Genomic DNA, 23,662 nt, shown 5'->3' with positions numbered 1-23,662 from the left:
AAGCGCGTATTCAAGCGTTGGCGAACATTCCTAACAGTCAAGATCGCGAAGGCCTAGTGGCGCTCGGCCTGATGGTTACCCGCGAAAGCGGTATCGACCCCGTGTTAGACGCCTCGCTGCGCAGCCTCTGCCATTACCCGATGCTTGCGGGCATAAGCAACCCCTGTGCGCTGATGCAGGCGCTGGTCAATTCGCATTTATGTACCCGTCAATTTTTTGAGCGCTTACATGGGTGTCCGGGATGTCAAAGCGCGCGCATGGCGGCGCGTGAGGTTTGCCCAAACTGTGCGAGCGCGGATATTTCGGAGTGGACCTTAGTGCATCACTTTCGGTGCGGTTATCAAGCACCGCGCTATGAGTTCTTAGACGAAGAGGTGCTCAGCTGCCCCAAATGCCATCGCCGCCTTAGGCATTTTGGCGTGGAATACGACACGCCCGGTCAGGTGAGCGCCTGCGGGGCCTGCCAACAAATTAGCGACGAACCGGTGGTCGGCTTTATCTGCGGAGATTGCGGTGAGCATGTAGGGGGCGATGAAGGACCCTGGCGCGATCGGTTTAGCTACCGCATCACACCGGCTGGCGTTATGAATATGTAAATGCCTTGCGCGCCGTTGAAACGGTCGATTTTATGACCGCCCGCTGGGCGCATCTGCCCCATACCTTCCTCGATCAAGTCTCACGCCGAATCATCAACGAAATCGATGGCATCTCGCGCGTCGTCTACGACATTTCCGGAAAACCGCCGGCCACGATTGAGTGGGAGTGAGCTTTTCGGCAACCGTTCCGACGGACTGGCTATACGATCAGGCGGTCAGTCAACCCCGGGTCACGGCAGAATGGCAATGGCGACGCTGAAGTAGACCAGAATTCCGCCGACGTCGGCGATGGAGGTCACCAGCGGCGCGCTGGCCGTGGCCGGATCCATGTTCAGCCGGGTCAGGATCATCGGCAGCAGCAAGCCCACCATGCTGCCGACCACCACCACCAGCGACATGGCCACCGCCACGGCCAAGCCGACTTCCGGGCCGCCGAGCCAGGCCGCCGCGCCCCAGATGGCGAGGCCCAGCGTGGCGCCCAAAGCAATGGAGACGGCCAGTTCCTTGCCCCAGAGTGGCAACCAGTCCCGCAGCTGAACGTCACCGGTGGCCAGGGATCGCACCATCAGGGTGGACGCCTGGGTGCCCGCATTGCCGCCGGTGGCGATCACCATGGGCAGGAAGAAAACCAGCGCGACCACGGCTTCGATGGCGGTCTCGAACACCGAGATGGCGGCCCCGGCAAAGACGTTCACCACCACCAGGATGAGCAGCCAACCGACACGTTTGCGATAGAGCAGGTTGGCGCTGGCGTTGCGCAGGTTAAGCACGATGGGGCCAACCCCCACGCTGCCCATGCGCAGGAAATCTTCAGTCGTTTCCTCGGCGGCCACGTCCATGACGTCATCCACGGTGATGATGCCCACGAGGATTTCGCGCTCATCCACCACCGGCAGCACTTCCAGGTCATAGCGGCGCATGATCCGGGCCACTTCCTCCTGATCCGTGCGGGTCGGCGTGGAGATGACATCGGTGCGCATCAGACTGCTGACCCGTCGATCCGCGGCGCCCAGCAGCAGATCCTGGAGTTTGACGAACCCCAGCAGACGTCCGGTTTCATCGGTGATGAAGGCGGAGTTGGCGGTCTCGCTCTCCTCATGGGTATAACGGACATGATCCAGTGCCTGGGCCAGGGTCCAGTCCGCCTCCAGGGCGATGAACTCCGGGGTCATCAGCCGCCCGGCACTCTCCTCGGGGTAGGCCAGCAGGCTGCGAATCACCCAGCGATCCCGCTCCGATAGCGTGGCCAGCGTCTCGACGCCCATCGACTCCGGCAGGCCGGCGATCACCGCAGCTGCGTCGTCGTAGGACAGGGCCGTCAGCAGCGTAATGCGATCGGTCTCCAAGAGACTCAGCACCAGGGTCTGTTGTCGGTCCTCGCTGAGATAGGCAAACACATCCGCCTGTCGGTGCGTCGGGATCTGTCGGAACAGCGGCTCCCACAAATGGGCGTCCAGCTCACTGATCAGAGCCGCCAGATCCCGGTCCTGGAGCGCTGGCAGTGACTCAGTCAGGGCGGACCAGTCCCGGTCCTGCAGTCGCTCCACGAGGGCTTGGAAGTCCACGGACTCGCTCATGTCACTGGATCCCCAGAATGATCATTGCCAGGCTGAAATAGATGGTGATACCGACCACGTCGGCAATGGAGGTCACCAGCGGCGCACTGGCGGTGGCCGGATCAAGGTTGAGCCGGGAGAGGATGAACGGCAGCAGCATGCCCAGCAGGCTGCCCATCATCACCACAATGAACATGGCGAGGGCGATCAACATGGCCACGTCCGCGCCGCCCCGCCACAGGCCCAGCGCCGAGACGGCGACGCCCATGGTCAGACCTAGCGCGCCCGCCACCAGCAGTTCCTTGCCCCAAAGCTTGATCCAGTCGCCGGGGCGCAGATCGCCGGTGGCCAGGGAGCGGATCATGAGGGTGGCAGACTGGGTGCCGGCGTTGCCGCCACCATCGATAATCAGCGGCAGGAAGAACACCAGCACCACCACCGCCTCGATGGCGTCTTCGAACCCGGAGATGATGATGCCACCCACCAGGTTGAGGGCGATGAGCACGAGCAGCCAGCCCACCCGTTTGCGGTAGAGGAGTCCCGGGCTGGCGCTGCGCAGGTTGAGGTTAAGCGGCCCGAGGCTGGCCATGCGCTGGAAGTCTTCCGTGGTTTCCTCTTCTTCGACATCCAGAACGTCGTCCACGGTGATGATGCCGAGCAGCTCCCGGTCTTCGTTAACCACGGGTAGGGCCGCCACGTCGTAGTCGCGAATGACCCGCAAGCCCTCTTCCTGGGGTTCATTGGCATCAATGGTCACCAGGGCGGTGTTCATCCGCTCGGCGACTCGCCGATCCGCTTCCTGGCGCAGGAAGTACTTGAGTGGCAGAACGCCCTGAAGCACGCCTTCTTCGTCCGTGACGTAGACCAAGTTGGCGGTCTGTCCCTGCTCGGCCTGGGCACGCACCTCGTCCAGCGCGCGGCCCATGGTCCAGTCCGGGCGCACCGTCACCACCGTGGTGGTCATCAGACGACCGCAGCTTTCTTCGGGATAACCCAGCAGGGTCAGCGCCCGGCGGATGGAGCGGAACGGTAGCAGCCGCAGCAGCCGTCGGACCTCGGCCACCGGGAGGTCCTCGAGTAAACCGGTCAGGTCATCCGGCGGCATTGCCGAGAGCAGGTAGCGAGCATGGTCCGGAGCCTGACGATCCAGCAGATCCACCTGCTGGTCGTGGTCGAGCTCGGCAAACACCGCCACCTGACGTTCGGCGGGCAGCCGATCGAACAGCGCCCCGCGGGTGTCGGCGTCCAGCCCGGCCACGGCGGCCGCGATGTCCTGGGTGCGCATGACCTCAAGGTGTGCGGCGGCACCCGCCCGGTCATTGCCCTCGAGGCGGGCGATCAACTGTTCGAGGTCATGGGTGTGATCGCCATCCATGTGCGGGATTGTGACACAGGCGCTGTCTGCCTCGATAACCCGGCTTGCCGGTTGGGGTCGATCCCGGTAAAAGCGGGGCATGACCGATATCGAGTACATGCGGCGGGCGCTGGGCCTTGCCGGGCAGGCCGCGGCGGCGGGGGAGGTGCCCGTGGGAGCGGTGCTGGTTCTTGATGGCGAGGTCGTCGGTGAGGGCTGCAATCAGCCCATCGCCAGCCATGATCCCACCGCGCACGCCGAGGTGATTGCTCTGCGCGAGGCGGGACAGCGGCTGGGTGGCTATCGCCTGCCGGGCAGTGTCCTCTACGTGACCCTGGAGCCCTGTCCCATGTGTGTTGGTGCCCTCATCCATGCCCGGGTGGATCGGCTGGTGTTCGGCGCCTCGGACCCCAAAACTGGCGCCTGTGGAGGCGCATTCCCGCTGCATGAGCACCCCACCCATAACCACCGCCTGACCGTTGAGGGCGGGTTGGAGGCCGAGGCCTGCGGGGCTCTGCTCCGGGAGTTTTTTCGAGCCCGTCGCCGGGCTTGAGCCGGCCTTCGGGAACCCCTACATTCCGATAAAAGTGACCGACGAGAGACCATGAGCACCCCTGCCATCCCCGATTTAATGTCCGCGGTTCTGCTCACCCGCCATGGGGGGCTGGACGCCCTTGAATACCGCAGCAATGTGCCAGTGCCCCGGCCGGCGCCGGGCGAGGTGCTTCTGGAGGTGCATGCCTGCGGCATGAACAACACCGATGTCTGGGTCCGAGAGGGGGCGTATGGCAGTGAGACCGATCCCGAAGCGGTGTCCACCTGGCGACGGGGGCGCTCCACGCTCACGTTCCCCCGCATTCAGGGCACCGACAGTGTTGGTGTGATTGTGGCGGTGGGCGAGGGGGTGTCCGAGGCGCGGATCGGTGAGCGGGTGGTGGTGGATTTCAGCCTCTACAACCGCGATGACGACAGCCTGGCGGACATCGACTATATCGGTCACGGACGCGACGGCGGTTATGCCGAGTATCAGTGCGTGCCGGCGGAGAATGCCCATGCCGTGGATACCCCCTTGAGTGATGCCGAACTGGCGACGTTCTGCTGTGCCTATCTCACCGGCGAGCACATGCTCGAGCGCGCCGGCGTCCAGACCGGCGAGCGGGTGCTGGTCACCGGCGCCTCCGGCGGAGTGGGTTCAGGGATCGTCCAGCTCTGCCGGGCCCGGGGCGCGATTCCCTATGCCGTGACCCGGTCGGACAAGGCGGAGGCGCTGAAAGCCATTGGCGCCGAAGCGGTGGTGGACCGGGCCAGCGAGGATTGGTTGACCGCGGTGGATCAGGCCACCGGCGGTGAGCCCATTGATGTGGTGGCGGATCTGGTGGCCGGGCCGCATTTCAATGATCTGCTGCGCATTCTCCGGCCCGAGGGCCGCTACACCACCGCCGGCGCCATCGCCGGCCCCGTGGTGGACCTGGATCTGCGGACCATGTACCTCAAGCAGCTCCAGCTGCATGGTTCATCCCAGGGCCGTCGCAGCGACTTCCAGCGGCTGCTGGGTCATGTGCTGGCCGGCCGAATTCGGCCCCTGCTGCATGCCACCCATCGGCTGTCGGATTTCCATCAGGCGCAAACGGATTTCATGAACAAGGATTACGTCGGCAAGCTGGTTGTGGTGCCCGACCGACACTGGGAGTCCGTCGGAGCGCCCCATGTCCGGCCCTGACGCGGTGGCCGAACTGCAATGGATGGACGTGGCCGTTGGCAGCGACATCCATCGGGTGGTTTTCGAGGGTGTGCCGCTGCCGCCGGGGCCGAGCGTGCGCGAGCGCATGGAGTGGCTGAGCGGCGAGGGGGATGGCCTGCGGCGGCTATTGATCGAGCCCCCCTACGGCCTGCCGGCATTTTGCGTGGATCTGCTGACACCGCCCGTCCACCCCGAGGCCCAGGCGGGTTTCGTGATCATGGAGGTGATGGGCTATCCGTTTTTCTCCGGCTCCAACACCATGGCCACGGCCTGCGCTCTGCTGGAAAGCGGGCGTATCCCCCGGGAGATCGACAATGGCGTTCAGTGCGTGCGGCTGGAAACCCCCGGCGGGCGGGTGGATGCCAACGTCACCCTGAAAGCGGGGCGGGTGATGGCCGTGAGTGTCGAAGGCGATGAAACCTTCGTTCATCGCGCCGACGCCACGGTGGAGTTACCGGACATTGGCACGGTGGCCTACGACCTGGTCTGGAGCGGCGGGCACTATGTCATGGTGGATGCCGATTCCGTGGGCCTTCTGCCGGAGCGGGCCGGCGATGCCGAGGCGCTGGCCCTGGCAGCCCGGGTGATTGAAGCGGTGCAGGCGGACTTCGATCTGCGACACCCCCATCTGGGTGACGTCGGCCTGCCGCGGTTTCTTCACTGGATGTGGCCGGAGCGCGAAGAGGCGCCGGGCCGCTGGATGGCGGTGGGTGGTACCTATGGGCACCCCGGCGTGCTCTGGGGTTGCCCCACCGGCACCGGCACCGTGGCCCGGCTGGCACGGCTCAGTCGGCAGGGCCGGGCGGATGTGGGCGCTACCCTGCGCAATACCAGCCCGGCGGGCACGACCTTTGAAGGGTCCGTGGTGAGCAAGGGCACGGTTGGCGACTGCGCCAGCATTCGCACCCGCGTGAGCGGCGAGCCCCGGGTGGTGGCAAAAATGACCCTGGCGCTCCCCGCTGATAGTGCCCTGATGTCGGATCTGTCCCTGGACTGGTTACGCGACGGTGACCGGACACTCCCGTCGAGTCAGGCCTGATCCAGCACCCAGTCCGGGGCGATGCCGGAGGTGGCGATGGCGGCATCAATGTCCATGTCCGCCAGGACACCCGTGGTGGTGACCAGAGCGGTCTGCAGCCCGGCGGCCTGACCCCCGAGAATGTCGGTGTGCAGGGTATCCCCCACCATCAGGGTGCGATCCCGATCCAGCGCTGATCCCAGTTGCTCCAGCGCCAACTGGAAGATGCCGGGGTAGGGCTTGCCGCAAAAAATCGGCGTGACCGCGGTTCGGTCCATGATCTCGTGGCCATAGGTGCCTGGCTCAGTGGAATAACCGCCCTCCTGGGGCGCCAGCAGATCCGGGTTGGCGATGTACAGCGGTCGCGGATTGGACCGCAGGGTTTCAACGAGACGGGCCTGTCGGTCCGTGGTCCACTCCGAAGCGCCCACCATCAGGAAGCCTTCGGCCCGCTCATAATCGGCAAGCTCATCGGCGATCATCCGGTAGTCCAGCGGCGGGAATTCGTCCGGCCCGAAATGCGCCGCCGCAATCATGCCCCAGTGACGGGGCGCCTCGGCCTCCAGCTGCCGAACCAGGGACTTTCGGCTGGTTATGACATCATCCGGCGCAAAGGCATATCCCAGCCGCTGATAACGCTCCATCAACGTTCGATGAGCAAAACCGGCCACATTGGACACCACCATCACCCGCTTGCCTGCGGCCTGCAGCCGCCGGACCCGTTCGGGCACCCCCGGGATCGCCTGCTGGCCGCGGTTGAGCACGCCATAGGCATCCAGCAGAACCGTGTCAAAGGCATCGGCAATGGCTTCGAGATGGGCGGCCCGGCGTGCCTCGCCCTGTCGCACCGGCTCTGGCAGCCGCTCGCGAATGGCTTCGTAGGCGGTGAAGCCCCTGGGGGCATTGGCGAGGGTTTGGGTTGCGCAGCTCTGATTCGTCATGGGCGGAATCCATGTAACAGCAAGGTAATCCACGATTATAACGTGTTGGCAGAAGACGTTTTCCTGCCTGTTGCGGGATGTTGTACACTTCGCGCCACAGGAGAGGTGGCTGAGTGGTCGAAAGCGCCGCACTCGAAATGCGGTGAGTCCTAACGGGCTCCGGGGGTTCGAATCCCTCCCTCTCCGCCAGATACGAAAGCGGGCCCTTTAGGGCCCGTTTTTGTATCTGACCGTGCCCGAAGGGTGAGGCCCGGAGGGCCGAATCAATCCCTCCCTCTCCGCCAGATAAAAGATCCGGGTGTCGGCAAAGCGTACGGCACGGCGGACTGGTACCGACGGAACCGCTCACCATAGCGTTTCAGAAAACGGCGTTCCTTGAGCTTCGGCGCCAGCAGGCAATAGGCGGTGAAACTCACTGCCAGCATCAGCTGATCCGGAGTCCAAACGGGCACGGTCCAGAGTGTCAGTGCAAAGGCAACGTAGATTGGCTGACGGATGACGCGGAATAAGCCGAGGGTTGGCATATCCGGGAAGCGTGGTTTGGTGGCAGCGAGCATCGACATCCAGCCTAAAGCGCCCGACTGGACTTCCACGCCGGCGTCAAAGCTCGCCTTGGTGAGCATGAGCCAGGCAAGCGCGTAGGCGCCGCACAGCATCCAGAAGGCGACTCCCTCGGACTGCCACCAAACGATACCCGAAGGAGTCCAGAGGGTGAAAAGCAGGAGTAGCTGGACGGCAGCGATCAACGCGTAGGTGGTGGTGGTGAGGGTCCTGCCGTGCGGGCCGGGCACCATCCGGGCAAGCCACCGCGTGCCTCGGGGTGTCAGGAGTAGCGAGTGGACCAGGGGAAACTGGATGATTAGCAGGGCGTTGACCGCCCAGGATCCGGGCGACGGGACCTGGCCAAAGGTCTGGCTCATGCCGTGAAACATGGCAATCATCATTGCGAGAACCCCGGCGGCGAACAGCAGGTGGGTCAGTGCGCCCAGCAAGAGGGCCATGGCGATACGTCGAAAACCGGCGGGTGGTCGTGTGATTGCTTTCAGGAGCCGTAACATTCCGGTGATGCGGGGGTCCGACAACATGCAAGGCTCCGCATCAATGCCGGGACAGGTGAAGATACGTCTCAGCGTAGCGGTGGCTGAGATGCGCTCCGGCGCTAATGGGCCGAGCGGATCCCGGTGGCGCGACATTCGCGTTGTAATCGGGATTGAAAAACAACGGCACGGATAGCCGCTCCTCAGCGCCACCGATCACCCGGTGGGGGGTTGCCTTGACCGCACCGGCGCTCCACATCTCGAGCATTTCCCCGAAGTTGATGACAAAGACGCCGGGTCCCGCTTCCACGTCCTGCCAGGCGCCATCCCGCCGCTGGACCTCGAGCCCAGCGCTGCCGTCACTGGCCAGCAGTGTGAGGCAGCCATAGTCGGTGTGGGCGGCGATGCCGTAATCGTCGGCACCGGCCCAGGCCGGGCGGGGCGGGTAGTAGTTGCCCCGTAACAGCGCCATGGGGCGGGCAAATTGGTCGGCAAATGCCTCCCGGTCGCGGCCAATACCTTCGGCGACTCCCCGCAGCACTGCCATGGCAACAGCCCGGGCCTGCCGGAAGTAGTCCTCGATCACCGGGCGAAATTCCGGCGGGTCTGCCGGCCACCGGTTGGGTGCATAAACCGGTAGCTCTGAGAGGGGATCGCTGGGGTCCAGCGGGATGCCGCAGTCAAAGACTTCCTTGTAGTCAGGGTTGGCGGCCGGATCCACCTGTTCCGACCCGGACGATCCCCAGCCCCGGTTGGCACCGGTGATGGCCATGTCCACTTCGGCCTTGACGGCGGCAGGCTGATGGAAAAACCGGCGGTAGGTGTCCAGCACCTCGGTCTGTTGAGCGGCGCTGATCGGGGTATTTCTTAAAGTCAGAAAACCGACCTCGCGGGCCGCCTCAGACATGGCCCGGAGCGTGTCCGGTTCGCTCGCTTGCAGTCGCGGGAAGTCGATATCAGGAATCAATGAGGCACCGCAGCCGGCTGCTACTGGTTGTGGGTCTCGAAGACCACGGTTTCGCCGTCATGGGTAACGAGCAACGTCTCGTAAGCATCCCGCTGGTCGCCCATCTCCATGCCCGGGGAGCCAATGGGCATGCCGGGTACCGTCAATCCTCTTGCGTCCGGGCCTTCGCCGACCAGCGCACGAATTTCGTTGGCGTGCACATGCCCCTCGATGAAGTAATCCCCGATCACGGCGGTGTGACAGGACGCCAGTCCCGGTGTGATTCCGAGGCCCGCCTTGATGTCGTTCAGCTGGGCATGGTCCACCTGGTAGGCCGTGACATTGAAGCCCTCGTCCTCGAGGTGCTCAATCCATGCCCCACAGCAGCCACAGGTCGGGGTGCTGGCAACCTGAATATCCAAATCGAGGCCGGAGACCGTCCCGCTGAGCAGTAGGGTGCCCAGGGCCATGGTGGCAACACGGGAGGGGGTAACTCGGGAGAAGGCCGTTGTTTTGGTCATCGGATGCTCCTGATGTATTCACGCATCAATGCCAGCGTTTCCTCGCTGACATGATGCTCAATGCCTTCGGCGTCGATTCGGGCCGTGCTTTCGCTGACGCCCATGGCCCGGAGGAACTCGAACACCACCGCGTGACGGGTGCGGGATTGCCGCGCCATCCGCCAGCCGGCGTCGGTGAGAAACAGGGATCGGTAGGGCTCGGCCTCGACCAGTCCCTGCTCGCCGAGACGCTTGACCATGTTGGCGACAGTGGCCTTGCTGACGCCCATTCGATTGGCGATATCCACCGACCGCGCTTCACCCAGGTTATCCAGCAGCTCGCCGATCAGCTCAACGTAATCCTCGACCAGTTCGGTCTCGTGGGCACGTCGCACCGAGGCATGTTGCGCCGCATGGGTCTCGGTATCGGGCAGCGGGACTTTTCGCTCCACCATCAGTGCAAGCCTAAAGCGTCCGGTCAGGGTTGCCAAGCCAGTATTGTCAGTATAAAAAAACGGAGTTAGGTTGTGCTAACTATCCACGAGCAAGGAGCAAGCGAATGACGCATTCGATTGCAAAACTGGCGGCTACAACGTCGCTGGCGGTGGGGCTGACCGTCAGTGGTGGCGTTGCCGCCCAGGACCAAGCGCCACTGCAGGTACTGGCCACCGTGGGCATGATCGGCGATGTCGCCCAGCAGGTGGCCGGCGATTGCGCCGAGGTTGACGTGCTGCTGGGGCCAGGAACCGATCCTCACTACTACGAAGCAACCCCCCGGGCGGTGCGGGCCCTCGAGTCCGCTGAGCTCATTTTCTACGTTCACCCGGCCCTGGAAGAGCGCATGGCTAGGGTGCTGGAGAATTTCTCCCGGCGGATCCCCACGGTGAGTCTCGTCGACGCCACTTATGATCAAGGCGAGTTGCTGGAAGAAGAACCCGGCGTGATTGATCCTCATCTCTGGATGGACGTGGCGCGCTGGAGTCAGATTGCCCCGGTGATCGCTGACGCGATTGCGGAGCAGCGGCCCGGCTGCCTGGACGATCTCGAAGCCAACGTGGTCGCCTATCAGGCCGAGCTCTCCGCTCTGCACGAATGGGTGGAAGCGTCCATCGGCTCGATTCCCGAGTCGCAGCGTATGCTGGTCACGGCTCACGATGCGTTCTATTACTATGGCGATGCCTACAACATCACCGCCAGCGAGGCCATTGAGGGGATCAGCACCGAGGGCGAGGCCAGCATTGGCGATATCCGCTCCGTGGCCCGGTTCGTCGTCGACAACCAGGTGCCCGCGGTGTTTGTCGAAACCACCATCAACCCGCGTACCATCGAGTCCATGGTGGCGGAGGCCAATTCCATGGGTCATGACGTCCGCATCGGTGGCGAACTCTATTCCGATGCCCTGGGTGACGCCGACACCGCCGAAGGCACTTATATCGGCATGATCCGCTCCAACACCGAGCAGATCACCCATGCACTGGGTGGCACCGTGGCCGAGTGGCCGTCTGAACTCGAGGGATGGGCGCAAACCTGGAACAAGTAACGACCCACGAACCCGGCCTGGCACTGCACGTCGAGGACTTGACCGTGACCTACGGTCAAGCCCCGGTCCTCTGGGATATCGATGTGGACGTGCCACCGGGGGTGATGGCGGCCGTTATTGGCCCCAATGGTGCCGGTAAATCCACGCTGTTGAAATCGGTACTTGGCCTGCTGCGCCCCGTGGCAGGCCATGTCCGTTTTTTCGGGCGACCGGTAAAGGAGATGCGCCGACAGATTGCCTATGCACCCCAGCGCCACAGTGTCGATTGGGATTTTCCAACGACGGCGGTGGATGTGGTGGAAATGGGGCTCTACGGCGAAATAGGATGGTTCCGGCGGCCGGGGCGCGACCACCGGGCGCGTGCCATGGCAGCCCTGAACGAAGTGGAGATGGCGGACCTGGCCCACCGTCAGATCAGCGAGCTCTCCGGTGGGCAGCAGCAGCGGGTGTTCATCGCACGCTCGCTGGTTCAGGACGCGCCCCTCATGATCCTCGATGAGCCAACCGCGGGTGTGGACATCACCACCGAAGGGATCATTCTGGATCTGCTCAAACGGCTTCGTGACCGCGGCAAGACCCTCATTGTTGTCCATCACGACCTGACCAACGTCGAGGCCCATTTCGACTGGCTGATCATGGTCAATGTCCAGGTGGTGGCACAGGGGCCGCTGAAAAGCGTTTTTACCGAAGACAACCTTCGGGCCACTTATGGACGTCGTTTGACGCCATGAGCCTGCTTGCAGAACTGCTGGGAAGCCGGGTGGTTCAGCTGGTGGTCATCGGGGCCGCGCTGCTGGGCGCGATCAGCGGGGTGCTCGGTAGCTTCGCGGTGCTGCGTCAACAGAGCCTCCTGGGCGATACCCTCAGCCACGCCGCGCTCCCCGGGGTCTGCCTCGGCTTTCTGATCGCCGGTGATCGCCACCTTGGCCTGTTGCTGGCCGGAGCGCTGGTCACCGGCGGACTGGCGGCGGGTACCGTGCTGGTGATCACCCGCTGCACCCGGCTCAAGACCGACGCGGCCCTGGGGATCGCGCTCAGCGTCTATTTCGCCATCGGTACGGTTCTGCTCACGGTGATCCAGTCCCGGGGTGATGCCGGTGCCGCCGGGCTCAGCACTTTTCTGTTTGGCCAGGCCGCCGCCATTACCCGCGGGGACATTCAGCTGATGGCGGTGGCCGGCGTCCTGATTGCAGCGGTGGTTCTGCTGTTGTGGAAAGAATTCAAGCTGGTGACCTTCGATCCGGAGTCGGCCCGGGCGGCGGGGTTGCCGGTAATGGTCCTGCAGTCTGCCCTGACCCTGATCGTCGCGGTGGCGGTGGTGGTCGGCCTGCAGCTGGTGGGCGTCATCCTGATGGTGGCCATGCTCATCGCTCCCGCCGCGGCTGCCCGTCAGTGGGTCGGGTCACTGGCGGGCATGGTGGTTCTCGCCGGCTTCCTGGGGGCGCTGGCGGGTGGAAGTGGCGCGCTGATCAGCGCCACGGGGCGCGGCCTGGCCACCGGCCCGGTGGTGGTTCTGCTGATTTCCGCCATTGTGCTGGTGTCGTTGACGCTGGCGCCGGGGCGCGGCGTCATCTGGCGATGGCGGGCTCGCCGACGTCTGTCACGGACGCTGACCCGCGAATCCCGATCGAGCGCGGATCTCCGGCGCCGGCATGTGCCGGTTCGGGGGCTGAAACGGTGATCACCGCGAGCATCCTGATCACCGGCATGCTGGCAGCGGCCTCCGCGGCCCTGCTGGGCACTTTTCTGGTCCTGCGCGGTAGCGCCATGCTCTCCGATGCCATCAGCCATTCCATTGTGTTCGGGATCATTCTGGTCTGGCTGGTGACCCGGCAACTCAGCGGACCGATTCCCGTGATTGGCGCGGCACTGGCCGGAGTGCTTACCGTCGTGCTGACCCAGTGGATCGCCCAGTCCCGGCTGGTACGCATGGACGCGGCCATTGGTCTGGTCTTCCCGGCGCTATTTGCCGCGGGGGTGCTCCTGATCTCCCTTTATGCCCGACAGGTTCACATTCACGTGGACACCATTCTGCTGGGGGAAATTGGCTTTGTCTGGCTGAACACCCGGCCGATCGCGGGCTTCGAGATCCCGGTTTCGACCCTGACGCTGGGTCTGGTGCTGTTGGCCAACCTGCTGTTTGTGGTCGCCTTCTGGCATCGGCTCAAGCTGGCGGTATTTGATCCGGCGCTGGCGGCGTCGCTGGGGCTGTTCCCGACGGCCCTTTATTACGCGCTCATGACCCTGACCAGCATTACCGCGGTGGCCGCCTTCGACGCGGTCGGGGCGATTCTGTTCATTGCCTTCGTGATCGTCCCCCCGGCGACGGCGTATCTGCTCACCCAGCGGGTCTGGCTGATGACGCTGCTGGCGGTGGTGCTGGGGGCGCTGGCCTGTCCCGTGGGGTATGCACTGGCGGTTTTCTGGGATGTGTCCATTGCGGGGATGATGGCCACCATGACCGGTGTCTGGTTTGCCCTGGCGCTGTTGTTCAGCCCGCGGCAGGGCTTACTGGTTCAGGCGCTTCAACGCCGGCAGGAGACGCTTCGGCATGACTGTCGAGTGATGCTGGCGCATCTGCTCAGTCATCAGGGCACCCGCCGCATGCCCCAGGAGAATACCCGGGCCGCGCTGGTGGGTCATCTCAGCTGGCCAGAGTCCCATGCCGATCGCGTCATCGAGCACGCCATCGGCCAGGATCTGGTGGAGCAGCGCGGCGCGCTGCTGATTCTGCGGCCGGCGGGCGAAGCGGCCGCGAGAGACCTCTTCGCCCGCCGTTAGCCGTCCGGGTCAATGGATGAACAGGAATCGCAGGGCGAACAGCACCGCTATCACCCACACGGCGACATGAACCTCGCGAGCTCGACCCGCCAGGGTCTTGCCAGCCACGTAAGTGATGAAACCGAGACCCATGCCGTCGGCAATGGAAAAGGTGAGCGGCATGGCGATGGCCGTCACCACCGCCGGTGCCGTGTCGGTGATGTCATCCCACTGAAGCTCGGCCAGGCCGCGGGCCATCATGCACGCGACAAACAGCAGGGCGGGGGCGGTGGCATAGGCCGGGATGGCGCTGACCACGGGCAGGAAAAACAGGGACACCAGGAACATCGCCGCAATCACCACCGCGGTGAGGCCCGTCCGACCGCCAGCGTTCACGCCCGCCGCACTCTCAATGTAGGTGGTGGTAGTGGAGGTGCCCAGCGCCGCGCCGCCGATGGTGGCGCCGGAGTCGGCCACCAGGGCGCTGCGCAGGCGACCGAGCCGCCCTTCACTGTCCAGGAATCCGGCGCGGTGAGACAGGCCCACCAGCGTGCCGGAACTGTCAAACAGGTCGATGAACAGGAACACCAGCACCACGGTGATGAGCCCCAGCTCAAGTGCTCCGACGATGTCCATGGCCAGGAAAGTGGCGCTCGGATCCGGCGGCAGCGACACCACGCCGTCGAACTCGGCGACGCCAAAAGGCACGCCAATCAAGCTGACCGCAATAATGCCGATGAGCACGGCCCCCGGAATCCGGTGGTGGCTGAGTCCGATCATGATGAAAAAGCCGAGCAACGCGAGCAGGGTCGGTGGAGCTGACAGATCGCCCAGGGTCACCAGGGTGGCCTGGCTCTCCACCACGACTCCGGCGTTCTTCAGCGCGATAATGGCCAGGAAAAAACCGATCCCTGCCGAGATCGCCATTTTCAGGGAAAGGGGAATGGCATTAATGATCCATTCGCGGATGGGCAACAGCGAGATGATCAAAAATAGGATGCCTGAGACGAACACCGCCCCGAGTGCCGTCGGCCATGCAATGCCCATGCCGAGCACCACGCCGTAGGTGAAGTAGGCATTCAAACCCATGCCGGGAGCCAGGCCAAACGGGTAGTTGGCATACAACCCCATGATGAGGCAGCCCAGTGCCGCCGCCAGGCAGGTCGCCACGAAAACCGCTCCCCATTCCATGCCGGCGTCGGAGAGGATGCTCGGGTTAACCACGACGATATAGGCCATGGTGAGAAAGGTGGTGAGACCGGCCAGAACCTCCTGTCGCAGGTTGGTGCCGGTTTCCGCCAGTCCGAAATAGCGTTCAAGCATTTTTCTGCCCCCAAATTTTCAGAAGTGAAAAAGCATAGCGCAGGTGGGGGCGCGGATTCAGCGGATACGGGATCGGGCTTTTAGCGTAAACGAACCCCCGGGTTGTTCAGCAGCGGGCTGGTCACCGGCTCCGTGCCGCTGGCCATGAGCAGCGACGCGCCGATCATGACGATGATTGCTCCGCCCACCAGCGCGGCCCATCCGCCCAGGCGGACCACACCACCGGTGGCCGCGCCGCTCCAGCGCTGAGCCCACTCCCGGGCATGGACGCTGATAAGCGCCAGCGCCGACACCGTGAGGGCCGTGCCCAGAGACATCACCACCACCGCGGCGATCCCCACCAAGAACTCACCAAGGAGCACCGCGGCCCCGAGCAGCAGAACGGCGCCGGTGCAGGGCCGGATGCCGACGCCAGCGACGATGCCCAGGGCCGTGCGCCAGTCCGCCGGGGGCCGGAGCGCCCCGTGATGTCCATGGTGTCCGCCACAGCATCCGCCATGACCGGGCTTGCGGAGGCGGCCAATAGCGCGGAAACACAACCAGACCCCGAGAAGCGTGACCACGGCAAAACTGGCCTGCTCTACCCAATAAACACTGCCCATGGCTTCCCGGGTCACCCAGCCAAGCCCGATTACCAGCACGCTGACCAGCGTGATGGCCGTCAGCCCCTGTGCCAGCGATGACGCCAGGGAGAGCAGCAGGGCCGACCGTTGGCTGGCGCTGTCATGGGAGAGCAGGTAGGTGGTGATCACCGCTTTGCCGTGCCCCGGCCCGGCGGCATGGAAAACGCCGTAGGCAAAACTCACTCCCAGCAGCCAACCCCAGGTCGCCGCCGTGGACAGGGCGGAGAACTCCATAATCGCGGTGGTCAGCAGCCGATGCAGGGCGCGCTGCCATTGGAGAATCTGAACCGTGAGGGACTGGAAAGCCGGCTGGAGAGCCAGGGCGAGAAGGGCGATGGCCCCGACCCCGAGCAGCCCGATAAGAACGCGTCGCCCGGCTATCGGCATTGAATGGTCACCGTCTCGGCAAAGTGACGTCCCAGGCCGTACTCGGCCTCTTCATCAATCGGGATTCGGGCGGCCTCCATGACGAGTTTCGGATCCGGGTCGGCGGCCTCGATATCCGTCTCACACTCCAGAGGGCCCTGCACGGTCAGGGAGTCGGGAAGTGGCCCGTCGCGATCGGCGTCGTGGAGCATCTCGAGAAAATAGGTGGGCTCGAAGATTTTGTAGACCACGGGTTGGCCGGTGATGACCGGTGGCGAGGCCAGAGGCAGGGTGAAATGCAGGGTCACTTCGGAGTCGGTCGCCGTGAGTCGGTAGGTTTCCACTGCGTCGAAGGCCATCGATTCATCATCGATTCGGATTTCCGTAAAGAAGTCTTCCGGCGCCAGGTTGATCTTCATTTCTTCGGCCATCAGGGCCAGCGCCTCATCGCGGTTGTCCGGAGCCAGCAGCTCGAGTTCTTCAATCAGAGCGATGCTGTAGAACGGATCCATTTTCCACTGCTGCTCGAAGGCCACCAGACGCTCTTCGTCGTCGACGACCACGTTGACTCGTACGTCGATCCAGCCATGGGGATGAGCAGCGGCCTGACCCGCCAACACGCTGATTCCCAGAGCGAGGCCCAGTGCGAAATTTCTAGTGTAATAATATAACAATTTCTCCATGTCCATCAATTCCGCACGCGGTTGGGGATGTTGCTGTGGACAGGGTATCCGCTTGACCACCATCTACAAAGCCCCCATAATTCGCGCTCCTCGCAAAGCGCCTGTAGCTCAACTGGATAGAGCACCTGACTACGGATCAGGAGGTTGGGGGTTCGAATCCTCCCGGGCGCGCCATCTATTAAAAAGCCGGCTGCAAGCCGGTTTTTTAATAGATACCCGGAGGAGGGTTCGAACCCCCAACAAGCGAATAGGGGTTCGACCCGAGCGCGCAGCGCGAGAGCACGAGGCCCGGAGGGCCGAGCTAATCCTCCGGGCGCGCCATCTATTAAAAGTACTGCAAGCCGGTTTTTAATAGATACCCGGAGGAGGGTTCGAACCCCCAACAAGCGAATAGGGGTTCGACCCGAGCGCGCAGCGCGAGAGCACGAGGCCCGGAGGGCCGAGCTAATCCTCCCGGGCGCGCCATCTATTAAAAAGCCGGCTGCAAGCCGGTTTTTTAATAGATACCCGGAGGAGGGTTCGAACCCCCAACAAGCGAATAGGGGTTCGACCCGAGCGCGCAGCGCGAGAGCACGAGGCCCGGAGGGCCGAGCTAATCCTCCCGGGCGCGCCATCTATTAAAAAGCCGGCGAGGGTTGCCATGAGCGATCGAGATCTCGACGCCCGCCGGGCGGCCTGGTCCTACCGGGGTCAGTCCCGCCCCGACTTTGCCGTAGTGCCGGGGCCGCAGCAGGAATCGGTTTGGGATTACCCCCGGCCACCGGCTTATGTCCCTGATTCACGCCCGGTGGTGGTGTGGGCCAGTGGTGAACAGCTGGCTCACAGCTCCCATTCCATTCGGGCGCTGGAAACGGGCAGCCCGCCGGCGTTTTATCTGCCTCCGGAAGCTTTTCATTCCCACCGACTCCGTCCTTCAGAGCATCGCACTTTTTGCGAGTGGAAAGGCGAAGCCAATTACTTTGATGTGGTGTGTGCGGATGGCGTCATCGAAGCGGCGGTCTGGACTTACCGTTCACCACTGAGCGGCGCCGAAGCGATTGCCGGCTGGTTTTCCTGCTACCCCGAAAAACTGGATTGTGTCGTGGATGGCCAGCCAGTCGAAGCCCAGTCGGGTCGGTATTACGGCGGCTGGGTTACCCCGGAACTGGTCGGCCCCTGGAAAGGGGAGCCGGGCACCGGTCACTGGTAGGCCGGGCCCGGCCTGGATCAATCGCCTAGCCGTGGAGTTTGCGGGTGATCTGCGCCACACGCTCGCCCTGGTGGCGGGCGATTTCCAGCTCGCGGTCATCGGGCTGGCGGGAGCCATCCGCACCCGCGATGGTGGCAGCACCGTACGGATTGCCACCGCTCACCTTCGAGATATCAAACTGCACCGGATTGGTATAACCCAGGGGTACCAGCACCATCCCGTGATGGGCCAGCGTCAACCAGGTTGAGGTAATGGTCTGCTCCTCGCCGCCCCGGGTGCCCGTGGAAGTGAACACGCTGGCGACTTTGCCGGCGAGAGCGCCGCTGGCCCACAGACCCCCTGTCTGATCCAGGAACGTCCGCATCTGGCCGCACATATTCCCGAAACGCGTCGGAGTGCCAAAAATTATCGCATCGTAATCGGCCAGTTCGTCCGGTCGGGCCACGGGGGCTTCCTGATCGGCCTTCCCACCGGCTGCTTCGAAGGCCTGGTCGTCCATGGTCTCCGGTACCCGCTTGACGGTAACCGTCGTGCCTTCGACCGCCCGGGCGCCATCGGCCACGCGATGGGCCATGGTCTCCATGTGGCCATACATCGAGTAATAGAGAACGAGAATATTTGCCATGCCATTGCTCCTTTTCGTAGATATCAGCGGTCAGCATAGGCTAGGGTCTTTTGATGCGTAAAATAAATAATTAACATCACGGGCATGCGCCAAGTGGATCTCCGAGCTCTGGATCTCAACTTGCTGGTGATACTCCGGGCCCTACTGGCTGCCCAGCATGTCAGCCGGGCGGCAGAGCAGCTGGGCATGAGCCAGCCAGCGGTCAGTCGCTCACTGAAGCGCCTGCGCGAGGTTTTTGATGATCCTTTGCTGGTGCGGGGTCCCGACGGGCTTTCCCTCACCGATCGGGCCATGCACCTGCAGGAGCCACTGGATCGCGTCCTCGGGGAGATCCATCAGCTGGTGTCGGCCACGAGTTTTGATCCTGCCCGGGCCAGTGGTTCCATTCGATTGGGCTGCCTGGATCTGGAGGCGAGCATTTATCTGGGCGATATGGTTTCGGTGGTGCGCCGCGATGCCCCCGGCATGGACCTGGAGATCTATTCGCACCCGGGTGATTTTTTCACGCGGCTTGCCCGGGGCCAGCTGCATCTCGCGATCAGCGGACTGGAGCCCCGGCGCAACGCCGATCAATTTCACCGCCGGGTGATCGACCGGACCTGGTCCGAATGCCTGATGAGCGCAAAGCACCCGCTGGCCAGTGGCGAAATGACCCTGAGCCGGTTTCTGGACGCCAACCACGGCATCGTCTCAATCACCGGCGAGGGACCGGCATTGATGGATGATCAGCTGCGGCGTCTGGGGCGCTCACGCCGGGTCATGGTGCGGCTCTCAAGTTTTTTTAACGTCCCGGACGCTTGCCTCGACAGCGACGTCATTTTCTCGCTGCCACACCGCATGGCCCGCCGCCTGAGCCAGCACGGGGGAATCGTCCGCCGACCATTGCCCGATGAGCTGCGCGCCGGCGGGTTTCCCATGTACCTTTATTGGCACGCGCGTCACCACGCCGATGCCATGCACCGCTGGTTGCGGCAGACGGTGGTCAGCGAACTGCTTGGTGACCTAGAGGATTGACTGCCCCGTCGCCTGCCAGTCTTTGACAAACTGATCCAGGCCTTTGTCGGTCAGGACGTGGCTGGCCAGGCCGCGGATCACCGCTGGCGGGATGGTGGCCACATCCGCGCCGGCGATGGCGGCTTCCTTGACATGATTGGCGGTACGGATCGAGGCGGCGAGTATCTCGGTTTCAAAGCCGTAGTTGTCGTAAATCGCGCGGATGTCTCGAATGAGCTCCATGCCGTCGAGGTTGATGTCATCCAGCCGACCCAGGAAAGGCGAAATGTAGCTGGCCCCGGCCTTGGCAGCCAGCAGGGCCTGATTGGCGGCGAAGCAGAGGGTGACGTTGACGTGGACGCCGTCCGCCCGCAGCCGTCGACAGGCCTTCAGGCCATCCAGCGTCAGCGGCAGCTTAATCACCACATTGTCGGCAATCGCCGCCAGGACCCGGGCTTCGGCCATCATGCCGTCGAAATCCAGGGCGGCGACTTCCGCGGATACTGGCCCGTCCACAATCCGGCAAATCTCGCCCACGACTTCCTTAAAGTCGCGACCGGATTTGGCGACCAGAGACGGATTGGTGGTCACGCCATCCAGCAGTCCGTAGTCATTGAGCTCGCGGATGTCATCCGCCATGGCGGTATCAACGAAGAATTTCATTCAGTTCCCCGGCCAGGGCGGCCAACCCATGCTGCGGCCCCCCATGATGTGCAGATGGATGTGCCAAACGGTCTGCCCCGCTGCCGTCCCGCAATTAAAAATACTCCGGTAGCCGTTATCGGCGATTCCCAGCTCATGGGCCAGGTGTTTCGCGGTGACGTGCATGTGACCGATCAGCGGCGCATCCTCCGGCTCAAGATCGAGCATGGTGGGGATATGCCGGTTCGGGATCACCAGCACATGCACCGGCGCCTGAGGGTGAATGTCGTGGAACGCCGTGACCTGATCATCCTGATAGACGATGTCGGCATCGATCCGACCGGCGACGATTTCGCAGAAAAGGCAGGGCTTGTTCATGGGTTTGAGACTACGAGGACGATGCCTGGCGCGCAAGCCAGATCTGGTTCTCGGCCTCGGCCCGGGCACGCAGCGCCTCGTGGAGTTCCTTGGCCGCCTGATTGTCAGCGTCACTGACCGGGGTGATTCCGCTATTTTCCAGAAACTGCCGTGACCAGGTGTCACCGCCCGCCGCAAACGTGGTGAAGTCCCCCCACCAGACCAACGAATAATGGGGCTCGGCGGCGGCGTTGTGCGCCTGCCGGCTGGTCTCGCTCAAACCGTGGACATCCACCTCGGTCAGCACGGCTTCCAGTGATGGTTTAATGGCGATCAGGTCGGCCCCCCGCAAGCCCCATCGCTGGGGCTCCATGCGACGAAGCCACTGAGTGATTTCCGGCATGTTGCGAAACCACTGCAGGACCAGATGTTGCCCGTTGGTGGTGGCACAGCCCAGCTGGAATCGGCGTGGATCCCGGCGCTGCGGCAGCAACGCCACATCAGTGAAATTCTGGCCTTCCCAGGCGTGCATAATCACCCCGTACTGGTCATTGAAAGATGGCCATCCATTATCAACGGGCCGGCCACCCCGGTCGAGGCAGCCGTGTGCCGGCGGGGTCAGCATGTTAATCTGCGCGGTTCAGCCATGCCTTTTCAATGGAGTCGCCATGTCGTCGGCCGAGCGAATTTATCGGGTGGTCTTTCACAGTCAGGGGAAGATCTACGAAATCTATGCCCGCGGAGTCTCCGATGGCGGGCTGCTGGGCTTTGTCGAGGTCGAGGAGCTCACCTTTGGCGAGCGCACACAGGTCGTGGTGGACCCCGCCGAGGAAAAGCTCAAGAGCGAGTTCGCCGGCGTCCGGCGTACCTACATTCCCATGCACGCCATCGTTCGCATTGACGAGGTGGAAAAGGAAGGCCCGGCCCGAATTTCCGACACCGATGGCAATGTCACGCCCTTCCCGATGCCGGTCTACAGCCCGGGCAAAGGCAATGATTGATCGGCTGATGCCGGTGGATTAGGCTACGCGTCTTCTGGAGAGGTGTCCGAGCGGTCGAAGGAGCGCGCCTGGAAAGCGCGTGTACGGTAACCCCGTACCGAGGGTTCGAATCCCTCCCTCTCCGCCAACCAATGAAAGAGGGGCCATCGGCCCCTTTTTTATTGGTTGAAGCATGCCGGGGTTCGAACCCTCGGTACGAACAGATGACGGGTTCGACCAATCGCCGGATGGCGATTGGGACGCGGAGCGCAGCGACGCGCCCGAAGGGTGAGGCCCGTAGGGCCGAATCAATCCCTCCCTCTCCGCCAACCAATGAAAGAGGGGCCATCGGCCCCTTTTTTATTGGTTGAAGCATGCCGGGGTTCGAACCCTCGGTACGAACAGATGACGGGTTCGACCAATCGCCGGATGGCGATTGGGACGCGGAGCGCAGCGACGCGCCCGAAGGGTGAGGCCCGTAGGGCCGAATCAATCCCTCCCTCTCCGCCAACCAATGAAAGAGGGGCCATCGGCCCCTTTTTTATTGGTTGAAGCATGTAGGGGTTCGAACCCTCGGTACGAACAGATGACGGGTTCGAGCTGATCAGCTGGGTTGTGGGCGCGAACTCCCCCCGATTTGATCGACATCAAGGGTCGCCCCGAGCAACCGGGTAAGGTGGTGGAGTGGGCGTTTGCCCCGAATTTGGAGAAAATCATGTCCAGCCGAGCCCCTGCGCCACGAGCCGTTGACGCCATGAAGGCGCTGGCGGAAGCACCGGAATCCGATCCGGGTCCACGCCTGAAAAAAGCGCCCAAGAACTACGCCTGGCGGCCTGATCCCGACACGTTGACGGCCGATGAGATTCGCCGCTTCTTCGAGTCGGAACGCTATCCCTATCGCTACAAGATGGCGCGTAAGAGCTATGAGGCCGAGAAGGCGCTCCTGCAGGCGGAACTGCTGAAGGTGCAGAAATGGGCCATCGAGACCGGTGAGCGGTTTGTGTTTCTTTTCGAGGGGCGCGATGCCGCGGGCAAGGGCGGCACCATCAAGCGGTTCAACGAGCATCTCAACCCGCGATTTGCCCGGGTGGTGGCGCTCAACAAACCGTCCGAAAAAGAGCTGGGGCAGTGGTATTTCCAGCGTTATATTGAGCACCTGCCGACCCTTGGCGAAATGGTCTTCTATGACCGCTCCTGGTACAACCGCGCCGGTGTCGAGCGGGTCATGGGTTTCTGTACGCCAACGGACTACCTCGAGTTCATGCGCCAGGCGCCGGAGTTCGAGCGCATGCTGGTCCGTTCCGGTATCCGGTTCTACAAGTACTGGTTTTCCGTCACTCCCGAGGAGCAGCGCCGCCGGTTCAGTTCACGGGAAACCGATCCCCTGAAACGCTGGAAGCTCTCTCCCATCGATAAGGAGAGCCTGGGCAAGTGGGACGAGTACACCCAGGCCAAGGAAGCCATGTTCTTCTACACCGACACCGCCGATGCGCCATGGACAGTGATCAAGTCCAAGGACAAGAAGCGGGCTCGGCTGGAGTGCATGAAGCATTTTCTCTCCACCATCGACTATCCAGACAAGGACCCCCGCATTGTCGGCCGTCCGGACCCGCTGATTGTGGGGCGGGCCAGCCATGTGGTGCTGTCCGGCGTGGAGCTGGATCACGTCATGGGGGCGAGCTCGGGGGAATGAAGTCCAGGTGACCGGGCATCGCCCTTGCACACCGGCAGCGATGCCTCCACAATCCAAGTGTTCGCCTACGCGGGAGAGATCAGCGTAATGCTGGCGCCGAAGGAGCAACCCCCCGGAATCTCTCAGGCAAAAGGACCGCGTCGGGTTTGACAATCTGAAGCATGGCTCCGGCCACCGCGCCGGGACTTCGCGACAGAGG

At 63.4% G+C, this 23,662-nt stretch carries 26 protein-coding genes, 3 tRNA genes, 1 pseudogene and 1 riboswitch; of the genes and pseudogenes, 16 read left to right on the top strand and 14 right to left on the bottom strand.

Features of this window, described 5'->3' with window-relative positions:
* The first annotated feature begins 71 nt into the window (after nucleotides 1-71).
* Nucleotides 72-596: a hypothetical protein gene (locus tag GJ672_RS06255; protein ID WP_229381974.1), complete on the top strand. Its 525-nt coding sequence runs from the start codon at nucleotides 72-74 to the stop codon at nucleotides 594-596.
* Nucleotides 575-766: pseudogene (locus GJ672_RS06250) on the top strand (GMP synthase (glutamine-hydrolyzing)); the annotation flags it as partial. The gene GJ672_RS06255 and the pseudogene GJ672_RS06250, both read left to right, overlap by 22 nt.
* Before the next feature lie 60 nt (nucleotides 767-826).
* Here the strand turns inward: GJ672_RS06250 and mgtE (GJ672_RS06245) are convergent.
* Together mgtE (GJ672_RS06245) and mgtE (GJ672_RS06240) are read right to left on the bottom strand one after the other, a co-directional pair.
* Nucleotides 827-2,173 (bottom strand): magnesium transporter, encoded by a 1,347-nt coding sequence (gene mgtE / locus GJ672_RS06245; protein WP_154296389.1) that lies wholly within the window; start codon nucleotides 2,171-2,173, stop codon nucleotides 827-829.
* Nucleotide 2,174: 1 nt separating this feature from the next.
* Nucleotides 2,175-3,527 carry a magnesium transporter gene (mgtE, locus tag GJ672_RS06240; protein ID WP_154297067.1) on the bottom strand — a complete coding sequence of 451 codons (1,353 nt, stop codon included), beginning with the start codon at nucleotides 3,525-3,527 and terminating at the stop codon, nucleotides 2,175-2,177.
* 79 nt (nucleotides 3,528-3,606) lie between these two features.
* Between mgtE (GJ672_RS06240) and tadA the strand changes: the two genes are divergently transcribed.
* Genes tadA through GJ672_RS06225 form a run of 3 tightly spaced genes read left to right on the top strand, consistent with a single transcriptional unit; the run spans nucleotide 3,607 to nucleotide 6,286 of the window.
* Nucleotides 3,607-4,059 (top strand): tRNA adenosine(34) deaminase TadA, encoded by a 453-nt coding sequence (gene tadA, locus GJ672_RS06235; RefSeq protein WP_229381828.1) that lies wholly within the window; start codon nucleotides 3,607-3,609, stop codon nucleotides 4,057-4,059.
* A gap of 51 nt (nucleotides 4,060-4,110) precedes the next feature.
* Nucleotides 4,111-5,226 carry an alcohol dehydrogenase family protein gene (locus GJ672_RS06230; RefSeq protein ID WP_154296388.1) on the top strand — a complete coding sequence of 372 codons (1,116 nt, stop codon included), beginning with the start codon at nucleotides 4,111-4,113 and terminating at the stop codon, nucleotides 5,224-5,226.
* Complete coding sequence (locus GJ672_RS06225) at nucleotides 5,213-6,286, top strand: proline racemase family protein (protein ID WP_154296387.1); 1,074 nt, start codon at nucleotides 5,213-5,215, stop codon at nucleotides 6,284-6,286. The genes GJ672_RS06230 and GJ672_RS06225 overlap by 14 nt, the downstream gene beginning before the upstream one ends.
* On the opposite strand, the gene GJ672_RS06220 is transcribed toward GJ672_RS06225, so the two are convergent.
* Nucleotides 6,277-7,206 (bottom strand): HAD-IIA family hydrolase, encoded by a 930-nt coding sequence (locus GJ672_RS06220; protein WP_154296386.1) that lies wholly within the window; start codon nucleotides 7,204-7,206, stop codon nucleotides 6,277-6,279. The genes GJ672_RS06225 and GJ672_RS06220 overlap by 10 nt on opposite strands.
* Before the next feature lie 99 nt (nucleotides 7,207-7,305).
* Between GJ672_RS06220 and GJ672_RS06215 the strand changes: the two genes are divergently transcribed.
* Nucleotides 7,306-7,395: transfer RNA gene (locus GJ672_RS06215), tRNA-Ser, on the top strand.
* Nucleotides 7,396-7,469: 74 nt separating this feature from the next.
* Here the strand turns inward: GJ672_RS06215 and GJ672_RS06210 are convergent.
* The 4 genes from GJ672_RS06210 to mntR all read right to left on the bottom strand — a co-directional run bounded on the left by GJ672_RS06210 (nucleotide 7,470) and on the right by mntR (nucleotide 10,144).
* On the bottom strand, nucleotides 7,470-8,207 hold the full coding sequence (locus tag GJ672_RS06210; RefSeq protein ID WP_229381827.1) for a hypothetical protein: 738 nt from the start codon (nucleotides 8,205-8,207) through the stop codon (nucleotides 7,470-7,472).
* 97 nt (nucleotides 8,208-8,304) lie between these two features.
* Entirely contained in the window at nucleotides 8,305-9,150 is an 846-nt protein-coding gene (locus tag GJ672_RS06205) for a 2-oxoglutarate and iron-dependent oxygenase domain-containing protein (RefSeq protein ID WP_229381826.1), read from the bottom strand.
* Nucleotides 9,151-9,230: 80 nt separating this feature from the next.
* On the bottom strand, nucleotides 9,231-9,710 hold the full coding sequence (locus GJ672_RS06200; protein ID WP_229381825.1) for a DUF411 domain-containing protein: 480 nt from the start codon (nucleotides 9,708-9,710) through the stop codon (nucleotides 9,231-9,233).
* Nucleotides 9,707-10,144, bottom strand: coding sequence for a manganese-binding transcriptional regulator MntR (gene mntR, locus GJ672_RS06195; RefSeq protein ID WP_154296383.1), 438 nt, complete (start codon nucleotides 10,142-10,144; stop codon nucleotides 9,707-9,709). The genes GJ672_RS06200 and mntR overlap by 4 nt, the downstream gene beginning before the upstream one ends.
* 104 nt (nucleotides 10,145-10,248) lie before the next feature.
* Between mntR and GJ672_RS06190 the strand changes: the two genes are divergently transcribed.
* From GJ672_RS06190 to GJ672_RS06175, 4 genes are read left to right on the top strand one after another with little or no spacing between them, the layout of a single operon-like run.
* The gene (locus GJ672_RS06190) at nucleotides 10,249-11,229 is read left to right on the top strand and encodes a metal ABC transporter solute-binding protein, Zn/Mn family (RefSeq protein ID WP_154296382.1); all 981 of its coding nucleotides are present in this window, start codon (nucleotides 10,249-10,251) and stop codon (nucleotides 11,227-11,229) included.
* Nucleotides 11,205-11,960 (top strand): metal ABC transporter ATP-binding protein, encoded by a 756-nt coding sequence (locus GJ672_RS06185; protein WP_154296381.1) that lies wholly within the window; start codon nucleotides 11,205-11,207, stop codon nucleotides 11,958-11,960. The genes GJ672_RS06190 and GJ672_RS06185 overlap by 25 nt, the downstream gene beginning before the upstream one ends.
* The gene (locus GJ672_RS06180) at nucleotides 11,957-12,910 is read left to right on the top strand and encodes a metal ABC transporter permease (RefSeq protein ID WP_154296380.1); all 954 of its coding nucleotides are present in this window, start codon (nucleotides 11,957-11,959) and stop codon (nucleotides 12,908-12,910) included. Before GJ672_RS06185 ends, GJ672_RS06180 begins: the two co-directional genes overlap by 4 nt.
* Nucleotides 12,907-14,010 carry a metal ABC transporter permease gene (locus GJ672_RS06175; protein WP_229381824.1) on the top strand — a complete coding sequence of 368 codons (1,104 nt, stop codon included), beginning with the start codon at nucleotides 12,907-12,909 and terminating at the stop codon, nucleotides 14,008-14,010. The genes GJ672_RS06180 and GJ672_RS06175 overlap by 4 nt, the downstream gene beginning before the upstream one ends.
* Before the next feature lie 9 nt (nucleotides 14,011-14,019).
* Here the strand turns inward: GJ672_RS06175 and GJ672_RS06170 are convergent, their stop codons facing one another.
* From GJ672_RS06170 to GJ672_RS06160, 3 genes are all read right to left on the bottom strand, one after another.
* Nucleotides 14,020-15,312, bottom strand: a complete 1,293-nt coding sequence (locus GJ672_RS06170; RefSeq protein WP_154296378.1) for an NCS2 family permease — start codon at nucleotides 15,310-15,312, stop codon at nucleotides 14,020-14,022.
* An 80-nt stretch (nucleotides 15,313-15,392) separates the two neighbouring features.
* Nucleotides 15,393-16,322 carry a nickel/cobalt transporter gene (locus GJ672_RS06165; RefSeq protein ID WP_154296377.1) on the bottom strand — a complete coding sequence of 310 codons (930 nt, stop codon included), beginning with the start codon at nucleotides 16,320-16,322 and terminating at the stop codon, nucleotides 15,393-15,395.
* A complete protein-coding gene (locus GJ672_RS06160; RefSeq protein ID WP_195759465.1) occupies nucleotides 16,313-16,984 on the bottom strand; it encodes a DUF1007 family protein in 672 nt (223 codons plus the stop codon). Before GJ672_RS06160 ends, GJ672_RS06165 begins: the two co-directional genes overlap by 10 nt.
* 97 nt (nucleotides 16,985-17,081) lie before the next feature.
* Between GJ672_RS06160 and GJ672_RS06155 the strand changes: the two genes are divergently transcribed.
* Together GJ672_RS06155 and GJ672_RS06150 are read left to right on the top strand one after the other, a co-directional pair.
* Nucleotides 17,082-17,158, top strand: a tRNA-Arg gene (locus GJ672_RS06155).
* Nucleotides 17,159-17,624: 466 nt separating this feature from the next.
* Complete coding sequence (locus GJ672_RS06150) at nucleotides 17,625-18,173, top strand: DUF427 domain-containing protein (RefSeq protein WP_154296375.1); 549 nt, start codon at nucleotides 17,625-17,627, stop codon at nucleotides 18,171-18,173.
* 25 nt (nucleotides 18,174-18,198) lie between these two features.
* On the opposite strand, the gene wrbA is transcribed toward GJ672_RS06150, so the two are convergent.
* Nucleotides 18,199-18,798, bottom strand: coding sequence for an NAD(P)H:quinone oxidoreductase (gene wrbA / locus GJ672_RS06145; RefSeq protein ID WP_154296374.1), 600 nt, complete (start codon nucleotides 18,796-18,798; stop codon nucleotides 18,199-18,201).
* A 93-nt stretch (nucleotides 18,799-18,891) separates the two neighbouring features.
* Between wrbA and GJ672_RS06140 the strand changes: the two genes are divergently transcribed.
* Complete coding sequence (locus GJ672_RS06140; RefSeq protein WP_195759464.1) at nucleotides 18,892-19,812, top strand: LysR family transcriptional regulator; 921 nt, start codon at nucleotides 18,892-18,894, stop codon at nucleotides 19,810-19,812.
* Here GJ672_RS06140 and fsa read toward each other — a convergent pair.
* From fsa to GJ672_RS06125, 3 genes are read right to left on the bottom strand one after another with little or no spacing between them, the layout of a single operon-like run.
* Complete coding sequence (gene fsa / locus GJ672_RS06135) at nucleotides 19,801-20,454, bottom strand: fructose-6-phosphate aldolase (RefSeq protein WP_154296372.1); 654 nt, start codon at nucleotides 20,452-20,454, stop codon at nucleotides 19,801-19,803. The genes GJ672_RS06140 and fsa overlap by 12 nt on opposite strands.
* A complete protein-coding gene (locus GJ672_RS06130; RefSeq protein WP_154296371.1) occupies nucleotides 20,455-20,811 on the bottom strand; it encodes a histidine triad nucleotide-binding protein in 357 nt (118 codons plus the stop codon). It abuts the gene before it with no gap.
* 10 nt (nucleotides 20,812-20,821) lie between these two features.
* Nucleotides 20,822-21,415 carry a hypothetical protein gene (locus GJ672_RS06125; RefSeq protein ID WP_154296370.1) on the bottom strand — a complete coding sequence of 198 codons (594 nt, stop codon included), beginning with the start codon at nucleotides 21,413-21,415 and terminating at the stop codon, nucleotides 20,822-20,824.
* A gap of 43 nt (nucleotides 21,416-21,458) precedes the next feature.
* Here GJ672_RS06125 and GJ672_RS06120 point away from each other — a divergent pair, with 43 nt between their 5' ends.
* The 3 genes from GJ672_RS06120 to ppk2 all read left to right on the top strand — a co-directional run bounded on the left by GJ672_RS06120 (nucleotide 21,459) and on the right by ppk2 (nucleotide 23,463).
* Nucleotides 21,459-21,791 (top strand): DUF1820 family protein, encoded by a 333-nt coding sequence (locus GJ672_RS06120; RefSeq protein ID WP_154296369.1) that lies wholly within the window; start codon nucleotides 21,459-21,461, stop codon nucleotides 21,789-21,791.
* Nucleotides 21,792-21,827: 36 nt separating this feature from the next.
* A tRNA-Ser gene (locus tag GJ672_RS06115) sits at nucleotides 21,828-21,918 on the top strand.
* Nucleotides 21,919-22,485: 567 nt separating this feature from the next.
* Nucleotides 22,486-23,463 (top strand): polyphosphate kinase 2, encoded by a 978-nt coding sequence (ppk2, locus tag GJ672_RS06110; protein ID WP_154296368.1) that lies wholly within the window; start codon nucleotides 22,486-22,488, stop codon nucleotides 23,461-23,463.
* Nucleotides 23,464-23,523: 60 nt separating this feature from the next.
* Nucleotides 23,524-23,611: riboswitch (glycine riboswitch) on the top strand.
* The last annotated feature ends 51 nt before the right edge of the window (nucleotides 23,612-23,662 follow it).

It is taken from the genome of Spiribacter sp. 2438, from assembly GCF_009676705.1.
Taxonomy (GTDB): domain Bacteria; phylum Pseudomonadota; class Gammaproteobacteria; order Nitrococcales; family Nitrococcaceae; genus Spiribacter.
Note: the sequence above shows the minus strand (reverse complement) of the source record. Positions and strands in the feature narration are given on the sequence as shown.

What these genes read in the sequence shown, in the direction of transcription:
- GJ672_RS06200 (WP_229381825.1), bottom strand. Translation starts at nt 9,710, where the DNA reads ATGACCAAAACAACGGCCTTCTCCCGAGTTACCCCCTCCCGTGTTGCC.
- mntR (WP_154296383.1), bottom strand. Translation starts at nt 10,144, where the DNA reads ATGGTGGAGCGAAAAGTCCCGCTGCCCGATACCGAGACCCATGCGGCG.
- GJ672_RS06205 (WP_229381826.1), bottom strand. Translation starts at nt 9,150, where the DNA reads ATGTCTGAGGCGGCCCGCGAGGTCGGTTTTCTGACTTTAAGAAATACC.
- GJ672_RS06150 (WP_154296375.1), top strand. Translation starts at nt 17,625, where the DNA reads ATGAGCGATCGAGATCTCGACGCCCGCCGGGCGGCCTGGTCCTACCGG.
- GJ672_RS06255 (WP_229381974.1), top strand. Translation starts at nt 72, where the DNA reads ATGGTTACCCGCGAAAGCGGTATCGACCCCGTGTTAGACGCCTCGCTG.
- GJ672_RS06165 (WP_154296377.1), bottom strand. Translation starts at nt 16,322, where the DNA reads ATGCCGATAGCCGGGCGACGCGTTCTTATCGGGCTGCTCGGGGTCGGG.
- GJ672_RS06225 (WP_154296387.1), top strand. Translation starts at nt 5,213, where the DNA reads ATGTCCGGCCCTGACGCGGTGGCCGAACTGCAATGGATGGACGTGGCC.
- GJ672_RS06190 (WP_154296382.1), top strand. Translation starts at nt 10,249, where the DNA reads ATGACGCATTCGATTGCAAAACTGGCGGCTACAACGTCGCTGGCGGTG.
- GJ672_RS06220 (WP_154296386.1), bottom strand. Translation starts at nt 7,206, where the DNA reads ATGACGAATCAGAGCTGCGCAACCCAAACCCTCGCCAATGCCCCCAGG.
- tadA (WP_229381828.1), top strand. Translation starts at nt 3,607, where the DNA reads ATGACCGATATCGAGTACATGCGGCGGGCGCTGGGCCTTGCCGGGCAG.
- wrbA (WP_154296374.1), bottom strand. Translation starts at nt 18,798, where the DNA reads ATGGCAAATATTCTCGTTCTCTATTACTCGATGTATGGCCACATGGAG.
- GJ672_RS06230 (WP_154296388.1), top strand. Translation starts at nt 4,111, where the DNA reads ATGAGCACCCCTGCCATCCCCGATTTAATGTCCGCGGTTCTGCTCACC.
- GJ672_RS06210 (WP_229381827.1), bottom strand. Translation starts at nt 8,207, where the DNA reads ATGGCCCTCTTGCTGGGCGCACTGACCCACCTGCTGTTCGCCGCCGGG.
- GJ672_RS06180 (WP_154296380.1), top strand. Translation starts at nt 11,957, where the DNA reads ATGAGCCTGCTTGCAGAACTGCTGGGAAGCCGGGTGGTTCAGCTGGTG.
- GJ672_RS06185 (WP_154296381.1), top strand. Translation starts at nt 11,205, where the DNA reads ATGGGCGCAAACCTGGAACAAGTAACGACCCACGAACCCGGCCTGGCA.
- GJ672_RS06170 (WP_154296378.1), bottom strand. Translation starts at nt 15,312, where the DNA reads ATGCTTGAACGCTATTTCGGACTGGCGGAAACCGGCACCAACCTGCGA.
- fsa (WP_154296372.1), bottom strand. Translation starts at nt 20,454, where the DNA reads ATGAAATTCTTCGTTGATACCGCCATGGCGGATGACATCCGCGAGCTC.
- ppk2 (WP_154296368.1), top strand. Translation starts at nt 22,486, where the DNA reads ATGTCCAGCCGAGCCCCTGCGCCACGAGCCGTTGACGCCATGAAGGCG.
- GJ672_RS06120 (WP_154296369.1), top strand. Translation starts at nt 21,459, where the DNA reads ATGTCGTCGGCCGAGCGAATTTATCGGGTGGTCTTTCACAGTCAGGGG.
- mgtE (WP_154297067.1), bottom strand. Translation starts at nt 3,527, where the DNA reads ATGGATGGCGATCACACCCATGACCTCGAACAGTTGATCGCCCGCCTC.
- GJ672_RS06160 (WP_195759465.1), bottom strand. Translation starts at nt 16,984, where the DNA reads ATGGAGAAATTGTTATATTATTACACTAGAAATTTCGCACTGGGCCTC.
- mgtE (WP_154296389.1), bottom strand. Translation starts at nt 2,173, where the DNA reads ATGAGCGAGTCCGTGGACTTCCAAGCCCTCGTGGAGCGACTGCAGGAC.
- GJ672_RS06130 (WP_154296371.1), bottom strand. Translation starts at nt 20,811, where the DNA reads ATGAACAAGCCCTGCCTTTTCTGCGAAATCGTCGCCGGTCGGATCGAT.
- GJ672_RS06125 (WP_154296370.1), bottom strand. Translation starts at nt 21,415, where the DNA reads ATGCTGACCCCGCCGGCACACGGCTGCCTCGACCGGGGTGGCCGGCCC.